Source organism: Streptomyces sp. NPDC049627 (genome assembly GCF_044465645.1).
Taxonomy (GTDB): domain Bacteria; phylum Actinomycetota; class Actinomycetes; order Streptomycetales; family Streptomycetaceae; genus Streptomyces.
Map to the genome: position 1 here is coordinate 200,441 of NZ_JBITLW010000012.1, position 17,907 is coordinate 218,347.

The following is a 17,907-nucleotide window of genomic DNA, read 5'->3' on the forward strand; positions in this document are numbered from 1 at the left end:
GCCCCGTATCCGGCGCGGAATCGGCCTCGGGCGTGCGCTCGGGAGTGGCTGCCCGGCTCAGCAGACGGCGGGTGGCGACGGCACGGACACGGCCGGGCAGGCCGGCCAGTCCCGTCGGGGCCACGAACATCACCGTGATGATCAGCAGGCCGAACACCACGCCCGGTGCCGCCTCGCTGAGGTCCTGGGACACGCTCGGGACGTACATCACGAACGCCGCCCCCAGCAGGGGCCCGTACAACGAGCCGAGCCCACCGACCACCAGTCCGGCCAGCAGCGTGATGGACAGGACGAAGCTGAAGGAGTCGGGCGAGACGAAGCCGATCACCCAGGTGTACAGACACCCGGCGACACCGGCGAACATCGCGCTCCACGCGAAGGCGAGGGTTTTGTGCAGCGACAGCCGTACGCCCATGACCTCGGCGGCGCTCTCGTTGTCCCGTAGGGCGAGCAGGGCCCGGCCGACGCGGGAGCGCAGCAGGTTGCGGGCGAGCAGCAGGGCCAGCGCGGTGACGGCGAGGACGACGAAGTACGTCCACTGGTCCTCGGCCAGGCCGCTCCACGCGGGTGGCTGCGGCTTGTCCACGGTCAGGCCCATGGAGCCGCCCGTGACCGGTTCGAGCCGCTTGAGCAGGGGCGGCAGGAACACCGCGAACGCGAGGGTGACCAGGGCCAGGTACAGGCCGCGCAGCCGCAGCGCGGGCACTCCGAAGCCCAGGCCCAGCAGGAAGCACCCGGCGGCCGCGACCGGCAGCGTGGCCCAGTGGCCGGTGTCGTACCGGTCGAGCATGACCGCCGCCGTGTAGGCGCCCGCCGCGAAGAACGCGCCGTGCCCGAGCGAGATCTGCCCGCCGAAGCCGACCAGCAGGTTCAGTCCCGCCAGCGCCACGGCGTACAGCAGGACCATGGTCAACTGGAATACCTGGAAGGGGGCGAAGTAGAACGGTGCTCCGACGGCGAGGGCCGCCGCGAGCAGGACGGTGAGGGCGGCTCGCAGACGCCGGGCGCGGTCCGTGCCGAGGGTTGCGGTGATGGTGCTCATGCGCGCTCCACCGCCGCCCGTCCGAAGAGGCCCTGGGGCCGTACCAGCAGCACCGCCAGGATGATCACCAAGGGGACGCCCACCTTCAGATCGGCGCCGATGACGTCGACGTACGCCCCGGTCAGGGTCTCGGCGACACCCACGAACAGGCCGCCGACAACCGCGCCGACCGGGCTGTCGAAGCCTCCGAGGGTGGCCGCGGCGAAGGCGTAGATCAGCACTCCGCCCATCATGTTGGGCTCCAGGAACAGCAGCGGGGCGACGAGTACGCCCGACAGCGCGCCGACCGTGGCGGCCAGCCCCCAGCCGAGCATCAGCACCCGGCTGACCCGGATGCCCGACAGCCGGGCGGAAGCGGGGTTGCAGGCGACCGCCCGCATCACCAGGCCGATGGAGGTGTGCTGGAACAGCAGATACAGCAGGCCCATCACGACGGCCACCACGCCGATGATCCCGAGCGTCGACCAGTCGACCCGCACACCGGCCAGGTCGAGCCCGCCGTCGGGGAACGGCTGCGGGAAGTCCTTCACGGTGAACGACCAGATCAGGCCGGCCAGCGCGTTGACGAAGATGAACAGGCCGACGGTGACGATGACGACCGTCAGCTCGGGCGCGCCCCGCACGGGGCGGATGACGATCCGCTCGACCAGCATGCCGCCGGCGAAGGACACGGCGAGGGTGACCGGCAGCGCCAGCCAGAACGGCATCCCGGACGCCACCAGCTGCCAGGCGACGTAGGTGGAGAGCATGGCCAGCTCGCCCTGCGCGAAGTTGACGATCCCGGTGAACCGGTGGATCAGCACCAGGGCGAGCGCCAGGCTGGCGTACACCGCACCGGAGCCCAGTCCTTCCACCAGTTGCTGCAGAAGTTCGGTCACGGCGCTCACCCGGCCTTGCGGGCGCTGACGGAGACACCGAGGTAGACCTCGGCGACCTGCCCGTCCTCGCGGATCTGCCGGGCCGGTCCGGACAGCACCAGGCGGCCCGCCTCCAGTACGTGCGCCCGGTGGGCGATGTCCAGCGCGAGCTGGGCGTTCTGCTCGACGACGACCACGGTGGTGCGTTCCTCCTCGTTGACGGCACGGACGATCTCGAACAGTTCGCGGGTGACGAGCGGGGCGAGCCCCAGGGACGGCTCGTCCAGGAGCAGCAGGGAGGGCCGCAGCATCAGCGCCCGGCCGATGGCGAGCATCTGCTGCTCCCCGCCGCTGAGGCTGCCGGCGGCCTGCCGCGAGCGTTGGCGCAGCTTGGGGAAGTGGCCGTAGATCCGCTCCAGGTCCGCCGCCACCGCCGCACGCTGGGCACGGCTCCGCCGCCCGAGACCGGTGCGCAGGTGGGCCCCGATGCGCAGGTTCTCCTCGACGGTCAGGTCGTTGAAGGTGCCCCGGCCCTCGGGTACGTGCGCCACGCCCAGCCGGGCGGCCTGCTCCGGCGAACGGCCCAGCAGCTGCGTGCCATTGAGGGTGATCGAGCCACGGCCGCGGACCATGCCGCACAGGGCCCGCAGGGTGGTGGTCTTTCCCGCGCCGTTGGGGCCGAGGATCGCGCACACCTCGCCGCGGGCGACGGAGAAGTCGAGGCCTTGGAGGACGCGGGCCTGGCCGTATCCGGCGTGCAGACCGGAGACCTTCAGGAAGTCCGGCTCCTCTGTCGCCTCGACCTCGGTGGGCTCGCTCATGCGGCCACCCCCAGGTACGCCTCGACGACCGCCGCGTCGCGCTGGATCTCCTCGGGCGAGCCCTCGGCGATCTTGCGGCCGAAGTCGAGGCAGACCACCTTGTCGCACAGGCCCATCACGAAGCCCATGTGGTGTTCGACCACCACGAGGGTGAGGTCGAAGTCCTGGCGCACCGACCGCACCAGATCCGCGAAGTGGCCGACCTCGCCGTGGCTGAGTCCGTTGACGGGTTCGTCGAGCAGCAGCAGCCGGGGCCGTACCGCGAGCGCCCGGGCGAGTTCGACGCGTTTGAGCGTGCCGAACGGCAGCCCGGAGGCGGGGTGGTCGGCGACGTCCGTCAGGCCGAGCCGCCGGAGCAGGTCGTCCGCCTGCTCACGCAGCTCCCTTTCTTCCCGCCGGACGCGGGGCAGCCGGAGCGCCGCGGCGAGGTGTCCGGTGCGCCCCCGGCTGTGGGCGCCGACCATGACGTTCTCCCGGACCGTGAGCTGCGGGAACAGGCCGAGGTTCTGAAACGTGCGGGCGATGCCGTGCCCGGCCACGGCGTGCGGTGGAAGGGCGAGCAGGTCCTCACCCTCGAACCGCACGGTTCCCGCATCGGGGGTGCAGCGCCTGGTGAGGCAGTTGAACAAGGTGGTCTTGCCGGCTCCGTTGGGCCCGATGAGCCCTACCGCGGTGCCCGGCTCGACGGTGAATGCGACACCGTCCAAGGCCGTGATCCCGCCGAAGCGCACGGTGATCCCGTCGACCGTGAGCATGAGTGACGCCCTTTCCGACGTGCTGGGGGGTGGGCGAGCGTCACAGTAGGTGGGGGTGTTCGGGGCGCACATTGGGTGTGAGCACCCAACTTCGCGGTAACCGGACTGTGCGCCGCGCACAGGTGCCCGCCGATGTCTCACCCCGAGGCTGTTGACGAAGCACGAGCCGGGCGGCGACGATCGGCGCCATGCCTCGCGGACCCGCTCTGGGCGGCCCCCGACTCTCCGAACCGCTCCGCCGGGAGCGGCGGCGGATCCTGCACACCGTCCACGAGCGGATCGAGGAGGTGGCGGAGACCGCCGTCGAGGTCATGCGCACGGAGATCCCGTCGTACGCACTGCAGGACGAGCGGTTCTTCGACGACGTACGGGAGCAGGTGCTCGAGCACTACCGGATGCAGTTGGCGGCGCTCGCCGGCGACCGGGACATCGCACCCGAGGACCTGGTGTTCAGCCGCGCGGCAGCGATGCGCCGAGCGCGGGCGGGGTTCGCCCTGGAGGACTGGATCAGTGCCTTCCGGGTCGGCCGGCAGGTGCTGTGGGACGCGATGCTGGACTGCGCGGGCACGTCAGCCGAGGCACAGCAGGCCGCGCTGTCCCTGGTCACCCCGTTGATGCGGTACGTCGACTTCGCCAGCACCCATGCCGCGCAGGCCTACGTCGAGTACCAGCAGCACGTGGTGGCGGACGCGGACCGCGAGCGCCGGGATCTGCTGGACCAGCTCCTGGCCGGCGTCACGCCGACGCGCGGTCCGCTGTTCGCCGCGGCGCAGGCGTACGGCATCGGACCGCGCTCGCCGATGATGGCGGTGGTGGCGGTGTGCGTCGACAACACCGGTGCCGGGGACCTCACCTCGGCCGAGCACGGGTACGCCGCCAGCGCGTCGATCAGTGTGGCCGGGCCCTGGGCCGGCAGGACCCTGGTCGTGGCACGCCACGGCGAGGTGGTGACCGTCCCGGTGGTGCGGGCCGGCATGGACGCGGACGACATATGCGCCCACTTCGAGGCCGTGCAGCGGCGGCTCGCGCGGGCCGGGACGATGCTCTCCATGGGCATCAGCACCGTCGCCCAGGGCGCTTCCGAGTTGCCGCGTGCCTACGCGGAGGCGCGGGCCGCCCTCGACCTGGTGCCGAGCGGGGGCGGAGTGGCGGCGCTGCCGCGGCTGTCCCCCTTCGACTACCTGGCGCTGCGTGCCGACGACGTCGCCCGCCAGCTGGTCGACTGCCGGGTGCGGGCGCTGTTGGAGGAGGACCGCGGACGCGGTGACACGCTGGCCGCCACCATACGGGCCTTCGCGGAGGCGGATCTCAACCTGCGGCTGGCCGCCGACCGGCTGCGGATCCATCACAACACGGCGCACTACCGGTTGCGCCGGATCGAGGAACGCACCGGCCGCAACCCGCGCCGGATCGCCGACCTCCTGGAACTGCTGGTCGCCCTCGCCATCCGCGACGGGGCCGGGGAAAGTGAGGACGGCCAGTGAGCGGGATCGTCGAATCCGCTGAGACCGAGGCGGCACGTCAACTGCCGGAGGAGCACGGCGGTACGGGCCCGTCGGAGGGTGGGGACGGCCAGGGCGGAACCATGCGGCGTGCGCTGCTGGATGCCGCGCTGGAGGTGTTCACCGAGCGCGGTTACACCGACGCCGGTCTCAATGAGATCGCGACACGCTCCCACATCCCGCTGGGCAGCCTCTTTCAGCACTACGGCGGGAAGCGCGGTCTCTACCTCGCCTTGTGGGAGGAGTTCCGGGAGGAGCAGGAGCGCAGGACCGCGGCCACGCTGGCCGCCGAGCGCGACCGTGGGGTGGACGACCCCATCGCCCTGTTCGTGGCGGGTGCCAGGGCATACCTGGGCGGTGCCTGGGACAACCGTCGGCTCGCCAAGCTCCTAGCGGAGGACGACGGCCCGGCGGGCTTCGACAGGCTGCGCCGCCAGTGGGACCGCGCGTGGGTACGCCGTAACGCCCGGCTGCTGAAGGTGGACGAGCGACAACGCGCCGGCCGGGTCCGGGTGAGCGTACTGACCACCGTCATCGGAGGGGCTGCGCGCGAACTGGGCGACTGCGAGGACGAGACGGAGGCCCGGGAGATCGTGGACGAGGTGTGCGGCATCCTGATCCATCTGTCGGCACCGCCCGGCTGAACCGCCCCGGCACGGCTCGACAGGGTGCGAGTCACCGTTGCGCATCGGCTTGTGCGCGGGCGCGTTCAATGTCCGGGACGTGGCTCTCGGCCCATTCCCGGACGGCACGCAGGGGCGTCAGCAGTGACCGCCCGAGGTCGGTGAGGGCGTACTCGACATGCGGGGGATGTGCGGCAATCTCCGTGCGAGAGATCAGGCCGTCGTACTCCATCGCGCGGAGCGTCTCGGTGAGCGCCTTCGCCGTGATCCCCCTGATGTGCGCCTTGAGCTCGGTGAATCGCATCGGCCTGTCGTCCAGCGCGTTGACGATGAACACCGTCCAGCGCGCCCCGATCCGGTGCAGAACGGTGCGACTGGGGCAGGTCGCGGCCATGACGTTGTAGGCGTTGCCCATGCACGACTCCCGGTAGCGTTGTAGATACCGGTATCGAATCTATACCGTCCGCGTGGTGACCATTCCCGATTGCACGGTCCGTCCCTCGATGGCCCGGCACCGCCGCTTCGTCGCAGCGATCGTCATCGACTCGATCGGCACCGGTGTCTTCGTCCCCGTTTCGATGCTGTACTTCCTGGCCACGACGTCCCTGACGCTGGTGCAGGTGGGCGCGGCACTGACGACGGCCGGGCTGCTCGCGCTCCCGGTGGGCCCTCTGGTCGGAGGCCTGGTCGACAGGTACGGCGCCAAGCCGGTACTGCAGGCGGCAAACCTGGCCCAGGCCCTCGGCTTCGCCGGGTATCTCGTCGTGGGCCAGACATGGCAGATCGCCGTCTGCGCCTGGTTGAACAGTGCCGGGCGGGCGGTGTTCTTCAGCTGCTACGGCGCGACCGTCACGGCACTGGCCGCGCCCGGCCGACGCGAGCACTGGTTCGGTTTTCTGGGGTCGGTACGCAACCTCGGCTACGCACTCGGCGGCCTCCTCACCGCCGTCGCCGTCAGCTTCGGTACGCACGGCGTCTACGCCGCGATCGTGGTCGTCAACGCCCTGTCCTATCTCACCGCCTTCGTTCTCATGCGGGCCGTGCCGAACACCCGTCCCGGGGTGGGCCAGGACGCCGCTGGAGGCTGGGGGCGCGTACTGCGGGACGTGCGGTACCTGTCAGTGGTGGCGCATCAACTGTGCTTCGCGATCTCCTTGTTCGCCCTCAACATCGCGATACCGGTCTACGCCGTGGACGTGCTGGGACTGCCCGGCTGGACTGCCGGCGCCGTCTTCACGCCCAACACCCTGATGGTCGGCTTCGCCCAACGCCTCGTCGTCGGGTGGCTCGGCGGGCGGATCCGCAGCCGCGTCCTCGCCGCCGGACACGCCTGCTTTGCGAGCGGCTATCTCCTGTTCCTCGCCGCCGACCGCGTGGCCGCGCTCGCCCTCGCGGTCGGCGTCGTGCTGCTCGGCGCGATCAGCTACACCTTCGGTGAGATCGTCGGCGGTCCCCTCACGTCGACTGTCGCCGCGGAGAGCGCCCCGGACGCTCTCCGCGGCCGCTACTTGGCCCTCAATCAGCTCGCCGTGAGTGTCGCGGGAGCGGTCGCTCCGGCCGCCCTCTCCGGGTTGCTGTCCACGGGGGCAGCCGCGATCTGGCTGACCCTGGTCGGCGTCAGCGTCCTCGGGGCCACGCTCGCCACCACGATCGGCAAAGTGGTACCGGCGGCACAGAGCCACATCGGAGGGGTCCAGTGCCGTAGGTGCGCTCAGGGACCGATGCCGGCGCCTTGCCTGAACGAGCGCGCGTCACCGAGTAGTTGACCGCCGTCGATCACCATCGTCTCGCCTGTGATCCAGCTCGCGGCGTCCGAGACGAGGAAGGCGACCGCCGAGGCGATGTCGGCGGGCTCCCCGATGCGCCCGAGCGCCGTCGAGGCGGACACGGCCTGCTCGTGCTCCTTCCACAGCGCCTCGGCCAGCTTGGTGCGCACGACGCCCGGTGCCACCGCGTTGACGCGGACCTTCGGGGAGAGTTCGAGGGCGAGTTGCTTCGTGAGGTGGATCAGGGCGGCCTTGGACGCGTTGTACAGCCCGATGTTCGCCTCGAAGGCCATGCCGCCGACCGACGCGGTGTTGACGACCGCGCCCCCGTGCTCCCCCATCCAGGCACGGGTGGCCAGGCCCGTCCACAGCACGGGGGCCCAGAGGTTGACGTCGAAGGTCTTGGCGAACCGGCCGTGGTCCTGGTCGATGACCGGTCCGAAGGCCGGGTTGGTCCCCGCGTTGTTGACGAGGATGTCCAGGCTGCCGAAACGCTCGAGGGTCAGGTCCACACAGCGCTGGGCCGCCTCTTCGTCGACCGCGTGCGCGCCGACGCCGATCGCTGTGCCCTCCACCTGGGCCGCGGCGGCGTCCGCCGCTTCCTGGGAGCGGGAGGTGAGGACGACGTTTCCGCCCGCGGCGGCGATGGCCTGGGCGATCGCCAGCCCGATACCGCGCGAGGCACCGGTGACGACGGCGGTGCGACCGGTGAGATCGAGTCCCGCCATGTCAGTTCACCGCCGCCGTGGCCGCGTCGCGGTACTGCCGCAGTTCCTGCTTGGCGATGGCCCGCTTGTGGACCTCGTCAGGGCCGTCGGCCAGCCGCAGCGTCCGCAGCCCCGCGTACATGAACGCCAGCGGGAAGTCGTCGGTCACTCCCGCTCCCCCGTGCACCTGGATCGCGCGGTCGACGATCTTGAGCGCGATGTTCGGGGCGGCCACCTTGATGGCGGCGATCTCGGTGCGCGCTTCCTTGTTCCCGACCGTGTCCATCAGGTACGCGGCCTTGAGCGTGAGCAGGCGGATCATCTCGATGTCGATCCGCGCCTCCGCGATCCAGTCCTGGATGTTGGAGCGTTCGGCGACCGGACTGCCGAAGGTCACCCGTGACTGCGCGCGCCGGCACATCAGCTCCAGCGCCCGCTCGGCCGCGCCGATGGCCCGCATGCAGTGATGGATACGGCCGGGGCCGAGCCGGGCCTGGCTGATCGCGAAGCCTTCGCCCTCGCCCTTGAGGACGTCCTTGGCCGGCACCCGCACGTCGCGGAAGTCGATTTCGGCGTGTCCCTCACGGTCCTGGTAGCCGAACACCGGCAGGCCGCGCATGACCGTGATCCCGGGGGCGTCGATCGGGACGACCATCATGGACTGCTGCCGGTGCGGGGCGGCGGTGGGGTCCGTCTTGCCCATGACGATGAGCACCTTGCAGTTGCGGTGCAGGGCGTTGGAGGCGAACCACTTGCGGCCGTTGAGGACGTACTCGTCGCCGTCGCGCTCCATCCGCAGCTCGATGTTGGTGGCGTCGGAGCTGGCGACACGCGGCTCGGTCATCGCGAACGCCGAGGCCATCGTTCCGTCGAGGAGGGGCTTGAGGTACTTCTCCTTGTGCTCGTCGCTGCCGAAGAGCGTGAGCACCTCCATGTTGCCGGTGTCGGGCGCGTTGCAGTTGCACGCCTCGGAGGCGATGTGGCTGCGTCCCATGATCTCGGCCAGCGGCGCGTACTCGAGGTTCGTCAGACCCGGGCCCCATTCCGGGTGCGGGTGGAAGAGGTTCCACAGTCCGCGCTTGCGCGCCTCCGCCTTGAGTTCCTCGATGATCGGCGGGTGGAAGTGCGGGTCGCCCGATGCGCGCATCTGCTCGTGGTACACCGCCTCGGCGGGGTAGACGTGCTCGTCCATGAACTCGAGCAGATCGGCCTGGTACTTCTTGGCACGGTCCGACGTCTCAAACAGGGACATCCGAACTCCTGACGGTCGGGAGGGAAAGCGGGAGGGAAACAGGGAGGCAAGCGGGAAAGCCGGTCATGACTGATCCAGCAGGGAGTTCTGGTAGCGGCGCATCCCGCGCAGCCAGCGGTCGTAGTCCGCGCCCTTCTGCCGGTACATCTCGAGGACCTCTTCGTGCGGCAGGATCAGGAAGCGCTCGTCCTCGATCGCGGCCAGGACGGCGTCGGCGACTTCGGCCGGCTCCAGGACGGCACCCGCGGAGGTGACGGCCCGCGTCGCCGCTCGTCCCAGTAGGTCGCCGGAGTCCTCCCCGGCAGAGAGCATCCTGGTGTTGACCCCCATCGGGCACAGACAGCTGACCCGGACGCCGCGATCGCCGTAGGTGACACTGAGCCATTCGGCGAAGCCGACGGCCGCGTGCTTGGTCACGGCGTACGTGGCGGACCCGATCTGGGTGAGGAGACCGGCCGCCGAAGCGGTACCGACGAAGTAGCCCTCACCGCGCTTGAGCCAGCGCGGCAGGAGCAGTCTCGCCGCACGGATGTGAGCGCGCAGGTTGACGTCGATCGACAGGTCCCAGTCCCGCTCGCTCGCCTCGATGCCGGCCGCACCCGCGATGCCCGCGTTGGCGAAGTAGAGGTCGACGGGACCGAACGTGCTCTCCGCGAGGGTGATCAGCTGCTGGATCTGGGCGGTGTCCGACACGTCCGCACCGACGCTGACGGTGCTGCCCGGATGGTCGGCGTCGACCCGCTCCGACACCGCACGCGCGGCCTCGGCGTCGAGGTCCGCGACGACGACGCGGGCACCCTCGCGAGCGAGTCGCGCGACCAGCGCGCTGCCGATGCCGCCACCCCCACCGGTGACGATGGCGACCCTTTGTGCAACGTTCACGGCGGACCCTTTCCGTTGACGGGCGTGCGATGTGTCCGACCTGTATAATTGAATCCGACGTCAAGTTCAAGAGCAGCCGTTGCGGAACCAATGGAACCCCTCCCGGGCACCATGCGGACCCCATGAAGAAAGCCGCCCAACCCCAAGGGGTATGAGCGGCTACGAGGCAGGCGGATCAGCGGTGGCCGGGGAACCGCAGGGCGTTCGCCCAGAGCCGGGTGACCGTGGTCACGAGCTCCTCGAAGTCCACCGGCGTACCGTCCTCTTGCCCGTCGCCGAGCACGAAGGCGTTGTAAGCCATGACGCTGACCATGCCCGACAGCGCACGGGACGCCATCATCGGATCGACCTCACGGTCCGCGACCCCCCGCGCCTGCAGATCGGCGATGCCCCGGGCATTGCGGCGGATAAAGGCATCTCCGCGCCGCCTTCGGAACTCGCGGAACTCCGGCTCCACTTGTGCGACCTGCTCGAGCAGCGCCATCAGCTTCGCGTTCCGCTTGTATGCCGCGAGATAGGCGCGATTGCTCGCCTCCAGGACCGCATGGGGATCGTCGGCGTCCTGCACCCGGGTCATGCCGGGGTGCAGCATGTCCTCCTGCGCCTCCAGGAGGACGGCCGCCAGCACTTCTTCCTTGTTGGAGAAGTAGGTGTAGAACGATCCGGCCGCGCAGCGAGCCTCTTTGGTGATGTCGGTCAGGCGGGCGTCGAGGTAGCCGTCCCGTTCGAACACCTTCCGTGCGGCCTTCACCAGAGCGGCCCGCGTCCGCGCTCCGCGCTGCGTCGTGGGCGGCTCACGAAGCTGCGAGAAGGGCGCCACAGGGGGTGCCTGCTCGCTGTCGGTCTCCTCGGGCGCGCTGGTGTCCATCCCCGGGACTTTACTTGAATCCGACGCCATAGTCATAAGCCCCAAAGGGGTGATCGATCGGTCGGTCGGTCAGGTGCCGATACGGAAGCGTTCGGCGAGTTGGCGGCGGGTGTCGGCGGCGCTGGTGTGCAGCACGCCGGCGATTCCGATCCGTGCCGCTCCGTCGAGGTTCTGCTGCAGATCGTCGATCATGACGGCTTCCTGGGGGTCGATGCCGAGGCGTTCACATGCGATCGCGTAGATTCGCCGGGAGGGCTTGCGGATCCCGACGTACGAGGAGATGACGACGACGTCGGCCACGGCTGCGAGGTCGACGCCGTCGTAGGTCCCGGTACCGAACGAGTTCGACACCAGCGCGACGGGATGGCCGGCAGCTCGAAGCTCACCGAGCAGCGCGAGCATGTCCTGGTCGATCGACATTCCGGCCTGCATCCTGGCCGTGAGCCCCTCGGCCGGCACGTCGGCACCGTGGGCGCGCAGCCGCTCGGCGAATCCCCGCTCGAACGCCTCGGCGTCGATACGGCCGCACTCGTGGTCGGCGAGAAGGGTACGCGAGGGCTGGTCCCGGGCGAGGAGGTTCAGCGGCAGGCGCGGATCGCCGCCGAGGGACGCGCCGAAGTCGGTGAAGGCCCGCAGCACACTGGAGGTGATGACCCCGCCGAAGTCCACCAGGACCGCGGTTCGCTCCTTTCCCGTCCCCGCGCCCGTCTCCGCCCCCGTCTTCGTCTCCGTCCCCGCCTCCATCAGACGACCTCGAACAGTCCGGCCGCGCCCATTCCGCCGCCGACGCACATCGAGATCACCACGTACCGGACACCTCGGCGCTTGCCCTCGATGAGGGCGTGTCCCACCAGGCGGGCGCCCGTCATGCCGTACGGGTGGCCGACCGAGATCGCGCCGCCGTTGACGTTGAACCGCTCCGGATCGATGTGCAGTTCATCGCGGCAGTACAGCGCCTGGGAGGCGAACGCCTCGTTCAGTTCCCACAGGCCGATGTCGTCGATGGTGAGGTTGTGCTGCTTCAGCAGTTTCGGAATGGCGAACACCGGGCCGATGCCCATCTCGTCCGGCGCACAGCCGGCGACGGTCATACCCCGGTAGACGCCCAGCGGTTCCAGGCCGCGACGCTCGGCCTCCTTCGCCTCCATCAGCACCGACGCCGAGGCCCCGTCCGACAGCTGCGAGGAGTTGCCCGCCGTCACGCTGGAGTGCGCGCTCACCTGACCGTCGGGCAGTACCGGCGTCAAGCCGGACAGGCCTTCGAGCGTCGTCGACGCGCGGTTGCCCTCGTCCCGGGTCAGGGTGACCTTCTCGTCCCGCACTTCACCGGACTGCTTGTCGAGCACCTTCTTGACGCTGTCGAGCGGGACGATCTCCTGGTCGAACCGGCCGGCTTCCTGCGCCGCAGCGGTGCGCTGCTGTGACAGCAGCGCGAACTCGTCCTGGCTTTCCCGGCTCACGCCGTAGCGTTCGGCGACGATCTCAGCCGTCTGCAGCATGGGCAGGTAGATGCCCGGCTTGTGCTCGACCAGCCAGGGATCCGTCATGCGGTGGGTGTTCATGTGGTCGTTCTGCACCAGGGAGATCGACTCGACACCGCCGCCGACGGCGACCTGCATGCCGTCCGTGACGATCTGCTTGGCGGCCGTCGCGATGGCCATCAGGCCCGACGAGCACTGCCGGTCGATCGTCATTCCTGACACGGCGTCCGGGAGTCCGGCCCGCAGCGCGGCCTGACGTGCGACGTTGAAACCGGAGGAGCCCTGCTGCACGGCGCAGCCGAAGACGACGTCCTCGACCTCTCCTCCCTCGATTCCGGCGCGCCGCACGGCGTGCGAGAGGGCGTGGGCGGCGAGTTCCTGCGCCTGGGTGTCGTTGAACGCGCCGCGGTACGCCTTTCCGATCGGGGTGCGTGCCGTCGAAACGATGACTGCTTCCCTCATGTCACCTCACTGCTTTCTGTGGATCCGGCTCATCCGGTTCCAGTCGGTCCGGCTCATCCGGGGGCTTCGGGACTGCGCCTTGGTTATAGTTGAATTCGACGTCATGTTCAATCACGACGGAGCTCCGCTCGCGGCTTGACAGCCCGTCCCCGCTGCTGAAGGCTACCGACCAGTCGGTATGAAGGGGAGGGCCATGACCGAGCTGAGCATCTCCACGGGTGCGGGCGTGTTCGACGCGATCGTGGCGGGTCCGCCGGAAGGCCGCCCGGTCCTGCTGCTGCACGGCTTCCCGCAGACGGGGCTGGTGTGGCAACGGCAGATCGCGGCGCTGGCCGCGCACGGCTACCGGGTGGTGGCACCGGACCAGCGCGGGTACTCCCCCGGCGCCCGTCCCGAGCGGCCCGAGGACTATCGCATGGACCTCCTCGTCGACGACGTCGTCGCGCTCACCGAGGAGCTGGGCTGGGCGGCGTTCGATCTGGTCGGCCACGACTGGGGTGGCGCGGTGGCCTGGTGGACGGCTGACGCCCACCCCGGCCGGGTGCGCACCCTGACGGTCGTCTCGACCCCGCACCCCGGCGCTCTGGCCACCGCGTTGCGCACCGACGAGGATCAGCGGGAACGCTCGCGCTACATGATCGACTGGCGCGAAACACCCGCGACGGAAGAGCGCATGCTCGCCCACGACGCGCAGGAGCTGCGCGCCTTCTACGCCGGCAAGGTCCCGCAGGACAGTGCCGAGGCCTACGTGCGGCACCTGACCCAGCCGGGCGCTCTGACCGCGGCGCTGAACTGGTACCGGGCCGGCCGCCCCGACGGACCGATCGGCCTCGTCGACATACCCACGCTGTATGTCTGGAGCACGCAGGACAGGGCGTTCGGCGCGGCGGCGGCACAGGAGACCGGGCGATGGGTGAAGGGGCCGTACCGGTTCGAGACCCTGCAGGACGTCGGCCACTGGGTCCCCGAGGAGGCGCCCGACACGCTGAACCGCCTGCTGCTCGACCATCTGCGCGCGCACGGCGCCGACTGAACCGCAGCGAACACCCGCCGTTCGTCAAGTCCCCGGAGAGGTGACCTCATGAAGTCAGTGCGTGCGGCCTGGCGCCGCCTGGAGCCCGTGCACGGCATGATCTACTTCGTCCCCGAGGCCAGGCGACGGTACGCGGACCTCGGACTGAGCGGCCGTGCCGGGTACTTCACCTCCCGGAGCGCCGCTTTCGGCCGGGCGTCCGCCGAGCTGGTCATCTCGACCTTCTACAACTTCAACCCCGATCTCGTACGACAGGCGGTCGACGGGGCCTGGGACGCGACGACGCCGCAGCAGGTGCTGGACGCGCGCTACGCCGCAGCAGGCGAGGCCCTGCGGCGGGCGGGAATCCACGAGCTGCCCGCGCTGGAGGACGTCCTGGCGCTGACCCGCAGGGCAGCCGAGGCCGCCTGCGACCATGCGCAGGGCCGCCCGCTGTTCGCCGCGCATGCCGCCCTGCCCTGGCCGGAGGAACCGGTGCTGCAGCTGTGGCACGCCCAGACGCTGCTCCGGGAGTTCCGGGGAGACGGCCATGTGGCGTGCCTGCTGAGCGAGGGCGTCGGCGGCTTGGAGGCCCTGATCCTGCACGCCGCCACCGGTGACGTCCCGGTCGACTTCCTCAAGGCGAGCCGCGCATGGCCCGAGGAGGAGTGGGCCGCCACCGAGGAGCACTTGCGCACGCGAGGCCTGCTCGACGGTGACTCCCTCAGCGCGGAAGGCGTACGCCTGCGCCGGCACATCGAGGACCGCACCGACCTGCTGTCCCTTCCCGCGTACGCCGCCCTGGGTGACAGCGACTGCGAACGCCTCGCCGAACTCGCCGGTCCCTTCGGCCGCGCCGTCGTGGAAGCCGGCCTCCTCAAGCTGGGCTGACCCGACCCCTTTTCGCTCCGCTGCCCGGGATCCGGCCGCCGCTTAGGCCACGGCCGACGTGACGGCTCGGATTCCGCCGACGCAGTCGTGAGCAGCGCATGGCCCAGGACGAGGCACAGCAGCCCGCCCGCCACGCGAGGGCCTGCGCCCTCTGCGCGTCCGGGGTACGGGCCCGGCGATCTGCGGCTGCGCCCTGCGGCCGCGGGTGGCTGGACGCGTTTGCCGTAGGCAGGCAGCGGCAGGTTCCGACGGCTCTGGCCGCGCGCCCCGGATGGTGTGTCAGAGCACAGCGAGCCGGTCCACCAGCACTTCCACTCGCCGCTCGGTGTCCTCCGGCGGCAGCCGTCCCGCCCGGGTCAGGGTCGCGAGTCCGTGCAGGGACGCCCAGAACAACTCGGTGAACAGCCCCGGGTCGACGCCGTCCCCGGCGACCTCGCCCAGGGTCTCCAGCAGCGCGGCGAAGGCGTCCTTCAGAGGCGCCGGGGTGTCCTCCTGCGCGTACGCCAGACCGCCGTCGAGCTGGAACAAGGCGTCGTAGACCGCCGGGTTGCGCGCGGCGAAGTCGAGGTAGGCGTGCGCGAGGGCGGCGACCCGCTCACGCGGGCTGTTCGCGCTGGAGGTCGCGGCCCGCACCACCACGGCCATCTCGGCGGCGCCCTCGAGGGCGACGGCGCCGATGATCTCGCGCTTGCCGCGGAAGTGGCTGTAGAGGACGGGCTGGCTGTACTCGATGCGCTCGGCCAGCCGGCGGGTGGTGACCGCGTCCCAGCCCTGCTGCTCGGCGAGTTCGCGGGCTGTCGCCACGATGAGGCGCTCACGCTCGGCCCGTTCGCGCTGCTTGCGTTCCTGTACCGACATGACTCGATTCTAGCATCGCTAGACAATCGAGCGGCAGCAGTACTAGCGTTGCCTCATCCGCTAGCAGTGCTAGATCCAGGAGAGGTCATCATGCTCAGCGCACTTGAGGTGTTCACCACCGTGGTCGTCGGCGTGATGGTGGGGGTGGAGTTCTCCGTCCTCGCCGTCATCAACCCGATCCTCAACGCCCTCCCGGAGGACAGCGGCCAACTCGGCCACGCCCACGGGGGCCGGATGCTCGGCGCCGTGATGCCGGTCTGGTACATCGGCTCACTCGTCCTCGTCGGCATCTGGGCTGTCGCCGGATGGCACCACCACGGCACCGGCCTCGTCGTCACCGCCGCTGGGTTGCTGGCCCTCAGCATCATCATGTCGATCCTGCTGCTCGTCCCGATCAACAACCGGGGCAAGACGTGGACCCCTGACAACCGGCCCGCCGACTGGAAGGAGCAGTTGAACCGCTGGAACCGCTGGCACTACGTCCGCGTCGCCGTCATCCTCGCCGCCTTCGCCCTGCTGGTCGCCGCCCTCACCTGAGCCCACTGGCTCACCACCCGGAAGTCAGCCGCAACCGCTCGGCCGTGCGCCCGAAGCGCGCACAGCCACCGCCGCCTCCGGTCGGGACCTGCCGAGAATGGCCAAGCTGCAGAGTCTCGACTGCCAGGCGCTCCAACGAACAGCTTCCACGAAGCTCACCAAGCCGACGAAGACTCGCAAGGAGAAGAACCATGCTGCTGAAGAAGATCAACACCGTCGTGGCCGCCGCCTTCGTCCTCTTCATCCTCTGGTTCGGGACGGAGTTCATCCTGAGCCCGGAGACGACGGCGCCGACCTTCGGACTGCCGAGCTGGCCGTCCGGCGACGGCGGCGGCTTCCTGATCATCAAGGGAATCCGCGACGTCGTCCTGGCCCTGGTCCTGGGCATCCTGCTGGTGACGGGCCACCGCAGGGCGCTGGGCTGGGCGCTGCTGGTGGAGGCCTTCGCCGCGTACGGCGACATGGCCACCGTGCTGGCCCACCACGGCTCCGTGGCCACCGCGCTCGGCGTCCACGGCCTGACCGCGACACTGATGGTGGTCAACGGCCTGCTGATGATGCGCGAGACCCGCAAGGTCGCGACCGCTACGGCAACGCCCGCCCCGCAGCCCGCCTGACACCCCTTGGCCGAACTCCCCGCGCTCGCCGACCACCTCACTCCCATGGCCCGGTCCTGGAGATGCTCGCCCCTTCCCCCGCCAGGGATGCACGACCCCAGCGGGCCAAGCCGACCGCTGCTCGCGTTCTTCGCGGCGATGGCGGAGACCGAGCGGGAGGGCATCCGGGAGTCGGGCCTCGGAGGACTCGACGCGGCGGCCCGCAAGGGCGAGCACGGCAGCCGGCCACCCGTCATCACCGACGGCATGCTGCACACCGTGCTGCGGCGCCGCGCGAACGGCGAGCCGGTCGTGAGCATCTACCGCGCACTAGCCGACGGCCGGCCCGTCGCATGCGCTGCGGCCAGGTCGTCGTACACGAGTAGCCCGTCCTCGCGCAGGCGCACGCCTGGCGTCGGGGCGTGGAGGTACCACCGCCCGTCATGCATGAGGTGGTGGACCTGTACCCCTCCGGCGAGGACAGCGAAGTCGGCGATCAGACGGCGGTGGCAGCGCCACCAGACCGATTCGCTGCACATCACCGCCGGGCGAGCCTCGGCGCACTCGCGCAGCAGCCGTTGCATGGCGGCAACGAAGCCGGGCGTTCTCGTATGTGCGGCGTAGCCGCGAAACGCCGTGTTGCGCCAGACGACGTCCGGGCTGTCCGGAGGCGGTCTGCGGTGGCCGCCCAGGTCGGGCTCCCACCGGTAGGCGATGCCCAGTGCCGGCATCCATGCCCCGAGTTGCTGCCGGGCCAGATCCGGATTCCGGCGGCTGCCCGGGGCAATGCGCACGTCCACCACAGCGCTGACTCCCGCACCGCGCAGCAGCCGGGCAAGCCGCTCACGGTCCGCGGTGCCGTGTCCGAAAGTGATCAGCAGCGGTTCCATATTCCTCCATGAGTGGGTACCCGCGGAAAACAGGGTCACAAGGTGGCGGGTCCGTGACGGAGACGACACCGGAGATCCAGTGACGCGGATTCGCCGTGGGCGGGA

The 17,907-nt window shown here is 70.2% G+C and carries 20 protein-coding genes; 7 read left to right on the forward strand and 13 right to left on the reverse strand.

The features are described 5' to 3' along the window. The 4 genes from ACIBU0_RS30815 to ACIBU0_RS30830 form a co-directional block, all read right to left on the reverse strand. Positions 1 to 1,042: branched-chain amino acid ABC transporter permease (locus tag ACIBU0_RS30815; protein WP_398824935.1), on the reverse strand; the 1,042-nt coding region annotated here is incomplete at its 3' end. After that, the gene (locus tag ACIBU0_RS30820; RefSeq protein WP_398824937.1) at positions 1,039 to 1,920 is read right to left on the reverse strand and encodes a branched-chain amino acid ABC transporter permease; all 882 of its coding nucleotides are present in this window, start codon (positions 1,918 to 1,920) and stop codon (positions 1,039 to 1,041) included. The genes ACIBU0_RS30820 and ACIBU0_RS30815, both read right to left, overlap by 4 nt. Positions 1,921 to 1,925: 5 nt before the next feature. After that, positions 1,926 to 2,720, reverse strand: a complete 795-nt coding sequence (locus ACIBU0_RS30825; RefSeq protein WP_398824939.1) for an ABC transporter ATP-binding protein — start codon at positions 2,718 to 2,720, stop codon at positions 1,926 to 1,928. Continuing rightward, positions 2,717 to 3,475, reverse strand: coding sequence for an ABC transporter ATP-binding protein (locus tag ACIBU0_RS30830; protein WP_398824941.1), 759 nt, complete (start codon positions 3,473 to 3,475; stop codon positions 2,717 to 2,719). Before ACIBU0_RS30830 ends, ACIBU0_RS30825 begins: the two co-directional genes overlap by 4 nt. A gap of 188 nt (positions 3,476 to 3,663) precedes the next feature. Here ACIBU0_RS30830 and ACIBU0_RS30835 point away from each other — a divergent pair, with 188 nt between their 5' ends. Together ACIBU0_RS30835 and ACIBU0_RS30840 are read left to right on the forward strand one after the other, a co-directional pair. Next, positions 3,664 to 4,959, forward strand: a complete 1,296-nt coding sequence (locus ACIBU0_RS30835) for a PucR family transcriptional regulator (protein WP_398824943.1) — start codon at positions 3,664 to 3,666, stop codon at positions 4,957 to 4,959. Then, on the forward strand, positions 4,956 to 5,621 hold the full coding sequence (locus tag ACIBU0_RS30840; RefSeq protein ID WP_398824945.1) for a TetR/AcrR family transcriptional regulator: 666 nt from the start codon (positions 4,956 to 4,958) through the stop codon (positions 5,619 to 5,621). Before ACIBU0_RS30835 ends, ACIBU0_RS30840 begins: the two co-directional genes overlap by 4 nt. Positions 5,622 to 5,652: 31 nt before the next feature. Here the strand turns inward: ACIBU0_RS30840 and ACIBU0_RS30845 are convergent, their stop codons facing one another. Continuing rightward, positions 5,653 to 6,015 carry a winged helix-turn-helix transcriptional regulator gene (locus tag ACIBU0_RS30845; protein ID WP_398824947.1) on the reverse strand — a complete coding sequence of 121 codons (363 nt, stop codon included), beginning with the start codon at positions 6,013 to 6,015 and terminating at the stop codon, positions 5,653 to 5,655. A 55-nt stretch (positions 6,016 to 6,070) separates the two neighbouring features. Here ACIBU0_RS30845 and ACIBU0_RS30850 point away from each other — a divergent pair, with 55 nt between their 5' ends. Next, on the forward strand, positions 6,071 to 7,366 hold the full coding sequence (locus tag ACIBU0_RS30850) for an MFS transporter (protein WP_398824949.1): 1,296 nt from the start codon (positions 6,071 to 6,073) through the stop codon (positions 7,364 to 7,366). On the opposite strand, the gene ACIBU0_RS30855 is transcribed toward ACIBU0_RS30850, so the two are convergent. The 6 genes from ACIBU0_RS30855 to ACIBU0_RS30880 all read right to left on the reverse strand — a co-directional run bounded on the left by ACIBU0_RS30855 (position 7,312) and on the right by ACIBU0_RS30880 (position 13,018). Next, positions 7,312 to 8,094 (reverse strand): SDR family oxidoreductase, encoded by a 783-nt coding sequence (locus ACIBU0_RS30855; protein WP_398824951.1) that lies wholly within the window; start codon positions 8,092 to 8,094, stop codon positions 7,312 to 7,314. The two genes, ACIBU0_RS30850 and ACIBU0_RS30855, sit on opposite strands and share 55 nt — an antisense overlap. Before the next feature lies 1 nt (position 8,095). Further along, positions 8,096 to 9,325, reverse strand: coding sequence for an acyl-CoA dehydrogenase family protein (locus tag ACIBU0_RS30860; RefSeq protein ID WP_398824953.1), 1,230 nt, complete (start codon positions 9,323 to 9,325; stop codon positions 8,096 to 8,098). A 63-nt stretch (positions 9,326 to 9,388) separates the two neighbouring features. Then, complete coding sequence (locus ACIBU0_RS30865) at positions 9,389 to 10,207, reverse strand: SDR family oxidoreductase (protein WP_398824955.1); 819 nt, start codon at positions 10,205 to 10,207, stop codon at positions 9,389 to 9,391. Positions 10,208 to 10,382: 175 nt separating this feature from the next. Then, the gene (locus tag ACIBU0_RS30870) at positions 10,383 to 11,075 is read right to left on the reverse strand and encodes a TetR/AcrR family transcriptional regulator (RefSeq protein ID WP_398824957.1); all 693 of its coding nucleotides are present in this window, start codon (positions 11,073 to 11,075) and stop codon (positions 10,383 to 10,385) included. 69 nt (positions 11,076 to 11,144) lie between these two features. Continuing rightward, complete coding sequence (locus tag ACIBU0_RS30875) at positions 11,145 to 11,819, reverse strand: HAD family hydrolase (protein ID WP_398824959.1); 675 nt, start codon at positions 11,817 to 11,819, stop codon at positions 11,145 to 11,147. Then, the gene (locus ACIBU0_RS30880; protein ID WP_398824961.1) at positions 11,819 to 13,018 is read right to left on the reverse strand and encodes an acetyl-CoA C-acyltransferase; all 1,200 of its coding nucleotides are present in this window, start codon (positions 13,016 to 13,018) and stop codon (positions 11,819 to 11,821) included. Before ACIBU0_RS30880 ends, ACIBU0_RS30875 begins: the two co-directional genes overlap by 1 nt. A 193-nt stretch (positions 13,019 to 13,211) precedes the next feature. Here ACIBU0_RS30880 and ACIBU0_RS30885 point away from each other — a divergent pair, with 193 nt between their 5' ends. Together ACIBU0_RS30885 and ACIBU0_RS30890 are read left to right on the forward strand one after the other, a co-directional pair. Continuing rightward, complete coding sequence (locus ACIBU0_RS30885; RefSeq protein ID WP_398824963.1) at positions 13,212 to 14,051, forward strand: alpha/beta fold hydrolase; 840 nt, start codon at positions 13,212 to 13,214, stop codon at positions 14,049 to 14,051. A 48-nt stretch (positions 14,052 to 14,099) separates the two neighbouring features. Then, positions 14,100 to 14,921 (forward strand): hypothetical protein, encoded by an 822-nt coding sequence (locus tag ACIBU0_RS30890; RefSeq protein WP_398824965.1) that lies wholly within the window; start codon positions 14,100 to 14,102, stop codon positions 14,919 to 14,921. A gap of 279 nt (positions 14,922 to 15,200) precedes the next feature. Here ACIBU0_RS30890 and ACIBU0_RS30895 read toward each other — a convergent pair whose 3' ends face one another. After that, positions 15,201 to 15,779 carry a TetR/AcrR family transcriptional regulator gene (locus ACIBU0_RS30895; protein WP_398824967.1) on the reverse strand — a complete coding sequence of 193 codons (579 nt, stop codon included), beginning with the start codon at positions 15,777 to 15,779 and terminating at the stop codon, positions 15,201 to 15,203. A 90-nt stretch (positions 15,780 to 15,869) separates the two neighbouring features. Here ACIBU0_RS30895 and ACIBU0_RS30900 point away from each other — a divergent pair, with 90 nt between their 5' ends. Together ACIBU0_RS30900 and ACIBU0_RS30905 are read left to right on the forward strand one after the other, a co-directional pair. After that, positions 15,870 to 16,316, forward strand: a complete 447-nt coding sequence (locus ACIBU0_RS30900) for an anthrone oxygenase family protein (protein ID WP_398824969.1) — start codon at positions 15,870 to 15,872, stop codon at positions 16,314 to 16,316. A gap of 191 nt (positions 16,317 to 16,507) precedes the next feature. Continuing rightward, a complete protein-coding gene (locus ACIBU0_RS30905) occupies positions 16,508 to 16,933 on the forward strand; it encodes a DUF4267 domain-containing protein (protein WP_398824971.1) in 426 nt (141 codons plus the stop codon). Positions 16,934 to 17,232: 299 nt separating this feature from the next. Here the strand turns inward: ACIBU0_RS30905 and ACIBU0_RS30910 are convergent, their stop codons facing one another. Then, positions 17,233 to 17,802 (reverse strand): DUF488 family protein, encoded by a 570-nt coding sequence (locus ACIBU0_RS30910; RefSeq protein WP_398824973.1) that lies wholly within the window; start codon positions 17,800 to 17,802, stop codon positions 17,233 to 17,235. Between the last annotated feature and the right edge of the window lie 105 nt (positions 17,803 to 17,907).

What these genes read in the sequence shown, in the direction of transcription:
- ACIBU0_RS30830 (WP_398824941.1), bottom strand. Translation starts at nt 3,475, where the DNA reads ATGCTCACGGTCGACGGGATCACCGTGCGCTTCGGCGGGATCACGGCC.
- ACIBU0_RS30900 (WP_398824969.1), top strand. Translation starts at nt 15,870, where the DNA reads ATGCTCAGCGCACTTGAGGTGTTCACCACCGTGGTCGTCGGCGTGATG.
- ACIBU0_RS30845 (WP_398824947.1), bottom strand. Translation starts at nt 6,015, where the DNA reads ATGGGCAACGCCTACAACGTCATGGCCGCGACCTGCCCCAGTCGCACC.
- ACIBU0_RS30825 (WP_398824939.1), bottom strand. Translation starts at nt 2,720, where the DNA reads ATGAGCGAGCCCACCGAGGTCGAGGCGACAGAGGAGCCGGACTTCCTG.
- ACIBU0_RS30890 (WP_398824965.1), top strand. Translation starts at nt 14,100, where the DNA reads ATGAAGTCAGTGCGTGCGGCCTGGCGCCGCCTGGAGCCCGTGCACGGC.
- ACIBU0_RS30880 (WP_398824961.1), bottom strand. Translation starts at nt 13,018, where the DNA reads ATGAGGGAAGCAGTCATCGTTTCGACGGCACGCACCCCGATCGGAAAG.
- ACIBU0_RS30910 (WP_398824973.1), bottom strand. Translation starts at nt 17,802, where the DNA reads ATGGAACCGCTGCTGATCACTTTCGGACACGGCACCGCGGACCGTGAG.
- ACIBU0_RS30870 (WP_398824957.1), bottom strand. Translation starts at nt 11,075, where the DNA reads ATGGACACCAGCGCGCCCGAGGAGACCGACAGCGAGCAGGCACCCCCT.
- ACIBU0_RS30895 (WP_398824967.1), bottom strand. Translation starts at nt 15,779, where the DNA reads ATGTCGGTACAGGAACGCAAGCAGCGCGAACGGGCCGAGCGTGAGCGC.
- ACIBU0_RS30875 (WP_398824959.1), bottom strand. Translation starts at nt 11,819, where the DNA reads ATGGAGGCGGGGACGGAGACGAAGACGGGGGCGGAGACGGGCGCGGGG.
- ACIBU0_RS30860 (WP_398824953.1), bottom strand. Translation starts at nt 9,325, where the DNA reads ATGTCCCTGTTTGAGACGTCGGACCGTGCCAAGAAGTACCAGGCCGAT.
- ACIBU0_RS30905 (WP_398824971.1), top strand. Translation starts at nt 16,508, where the DNA reads ATGCTGCTGAAGAAGATCAACACCGTCGTGGCCGCCGCCTTCGTCCTC.
- ACIBU0_RS30835 (WP_398824943.1), top strand. Translation starts at nt 3,664, where the DNA reads ATGCCTCGCGGACCCGCTCTGGGCGGCCCCCGACTCTCCGAACCGCTC.
- ACIBU0_RS30885 (WP_398824963.1), top strand. Translation starts at nt 13,212, where the DNA reads ATGACCGAGCTGAGCATCTCCACGGGTGCGGGCGTGTTCGACGCGATC.
- ACIBU0_RS30855 (WP_398824951.1), bottom strand. Translation starts at nt 8,094, where the DNA reads ATGGCGGGACTCGATCTCACCGGTCGCACCGCCGTCGTCACCGGTGCC.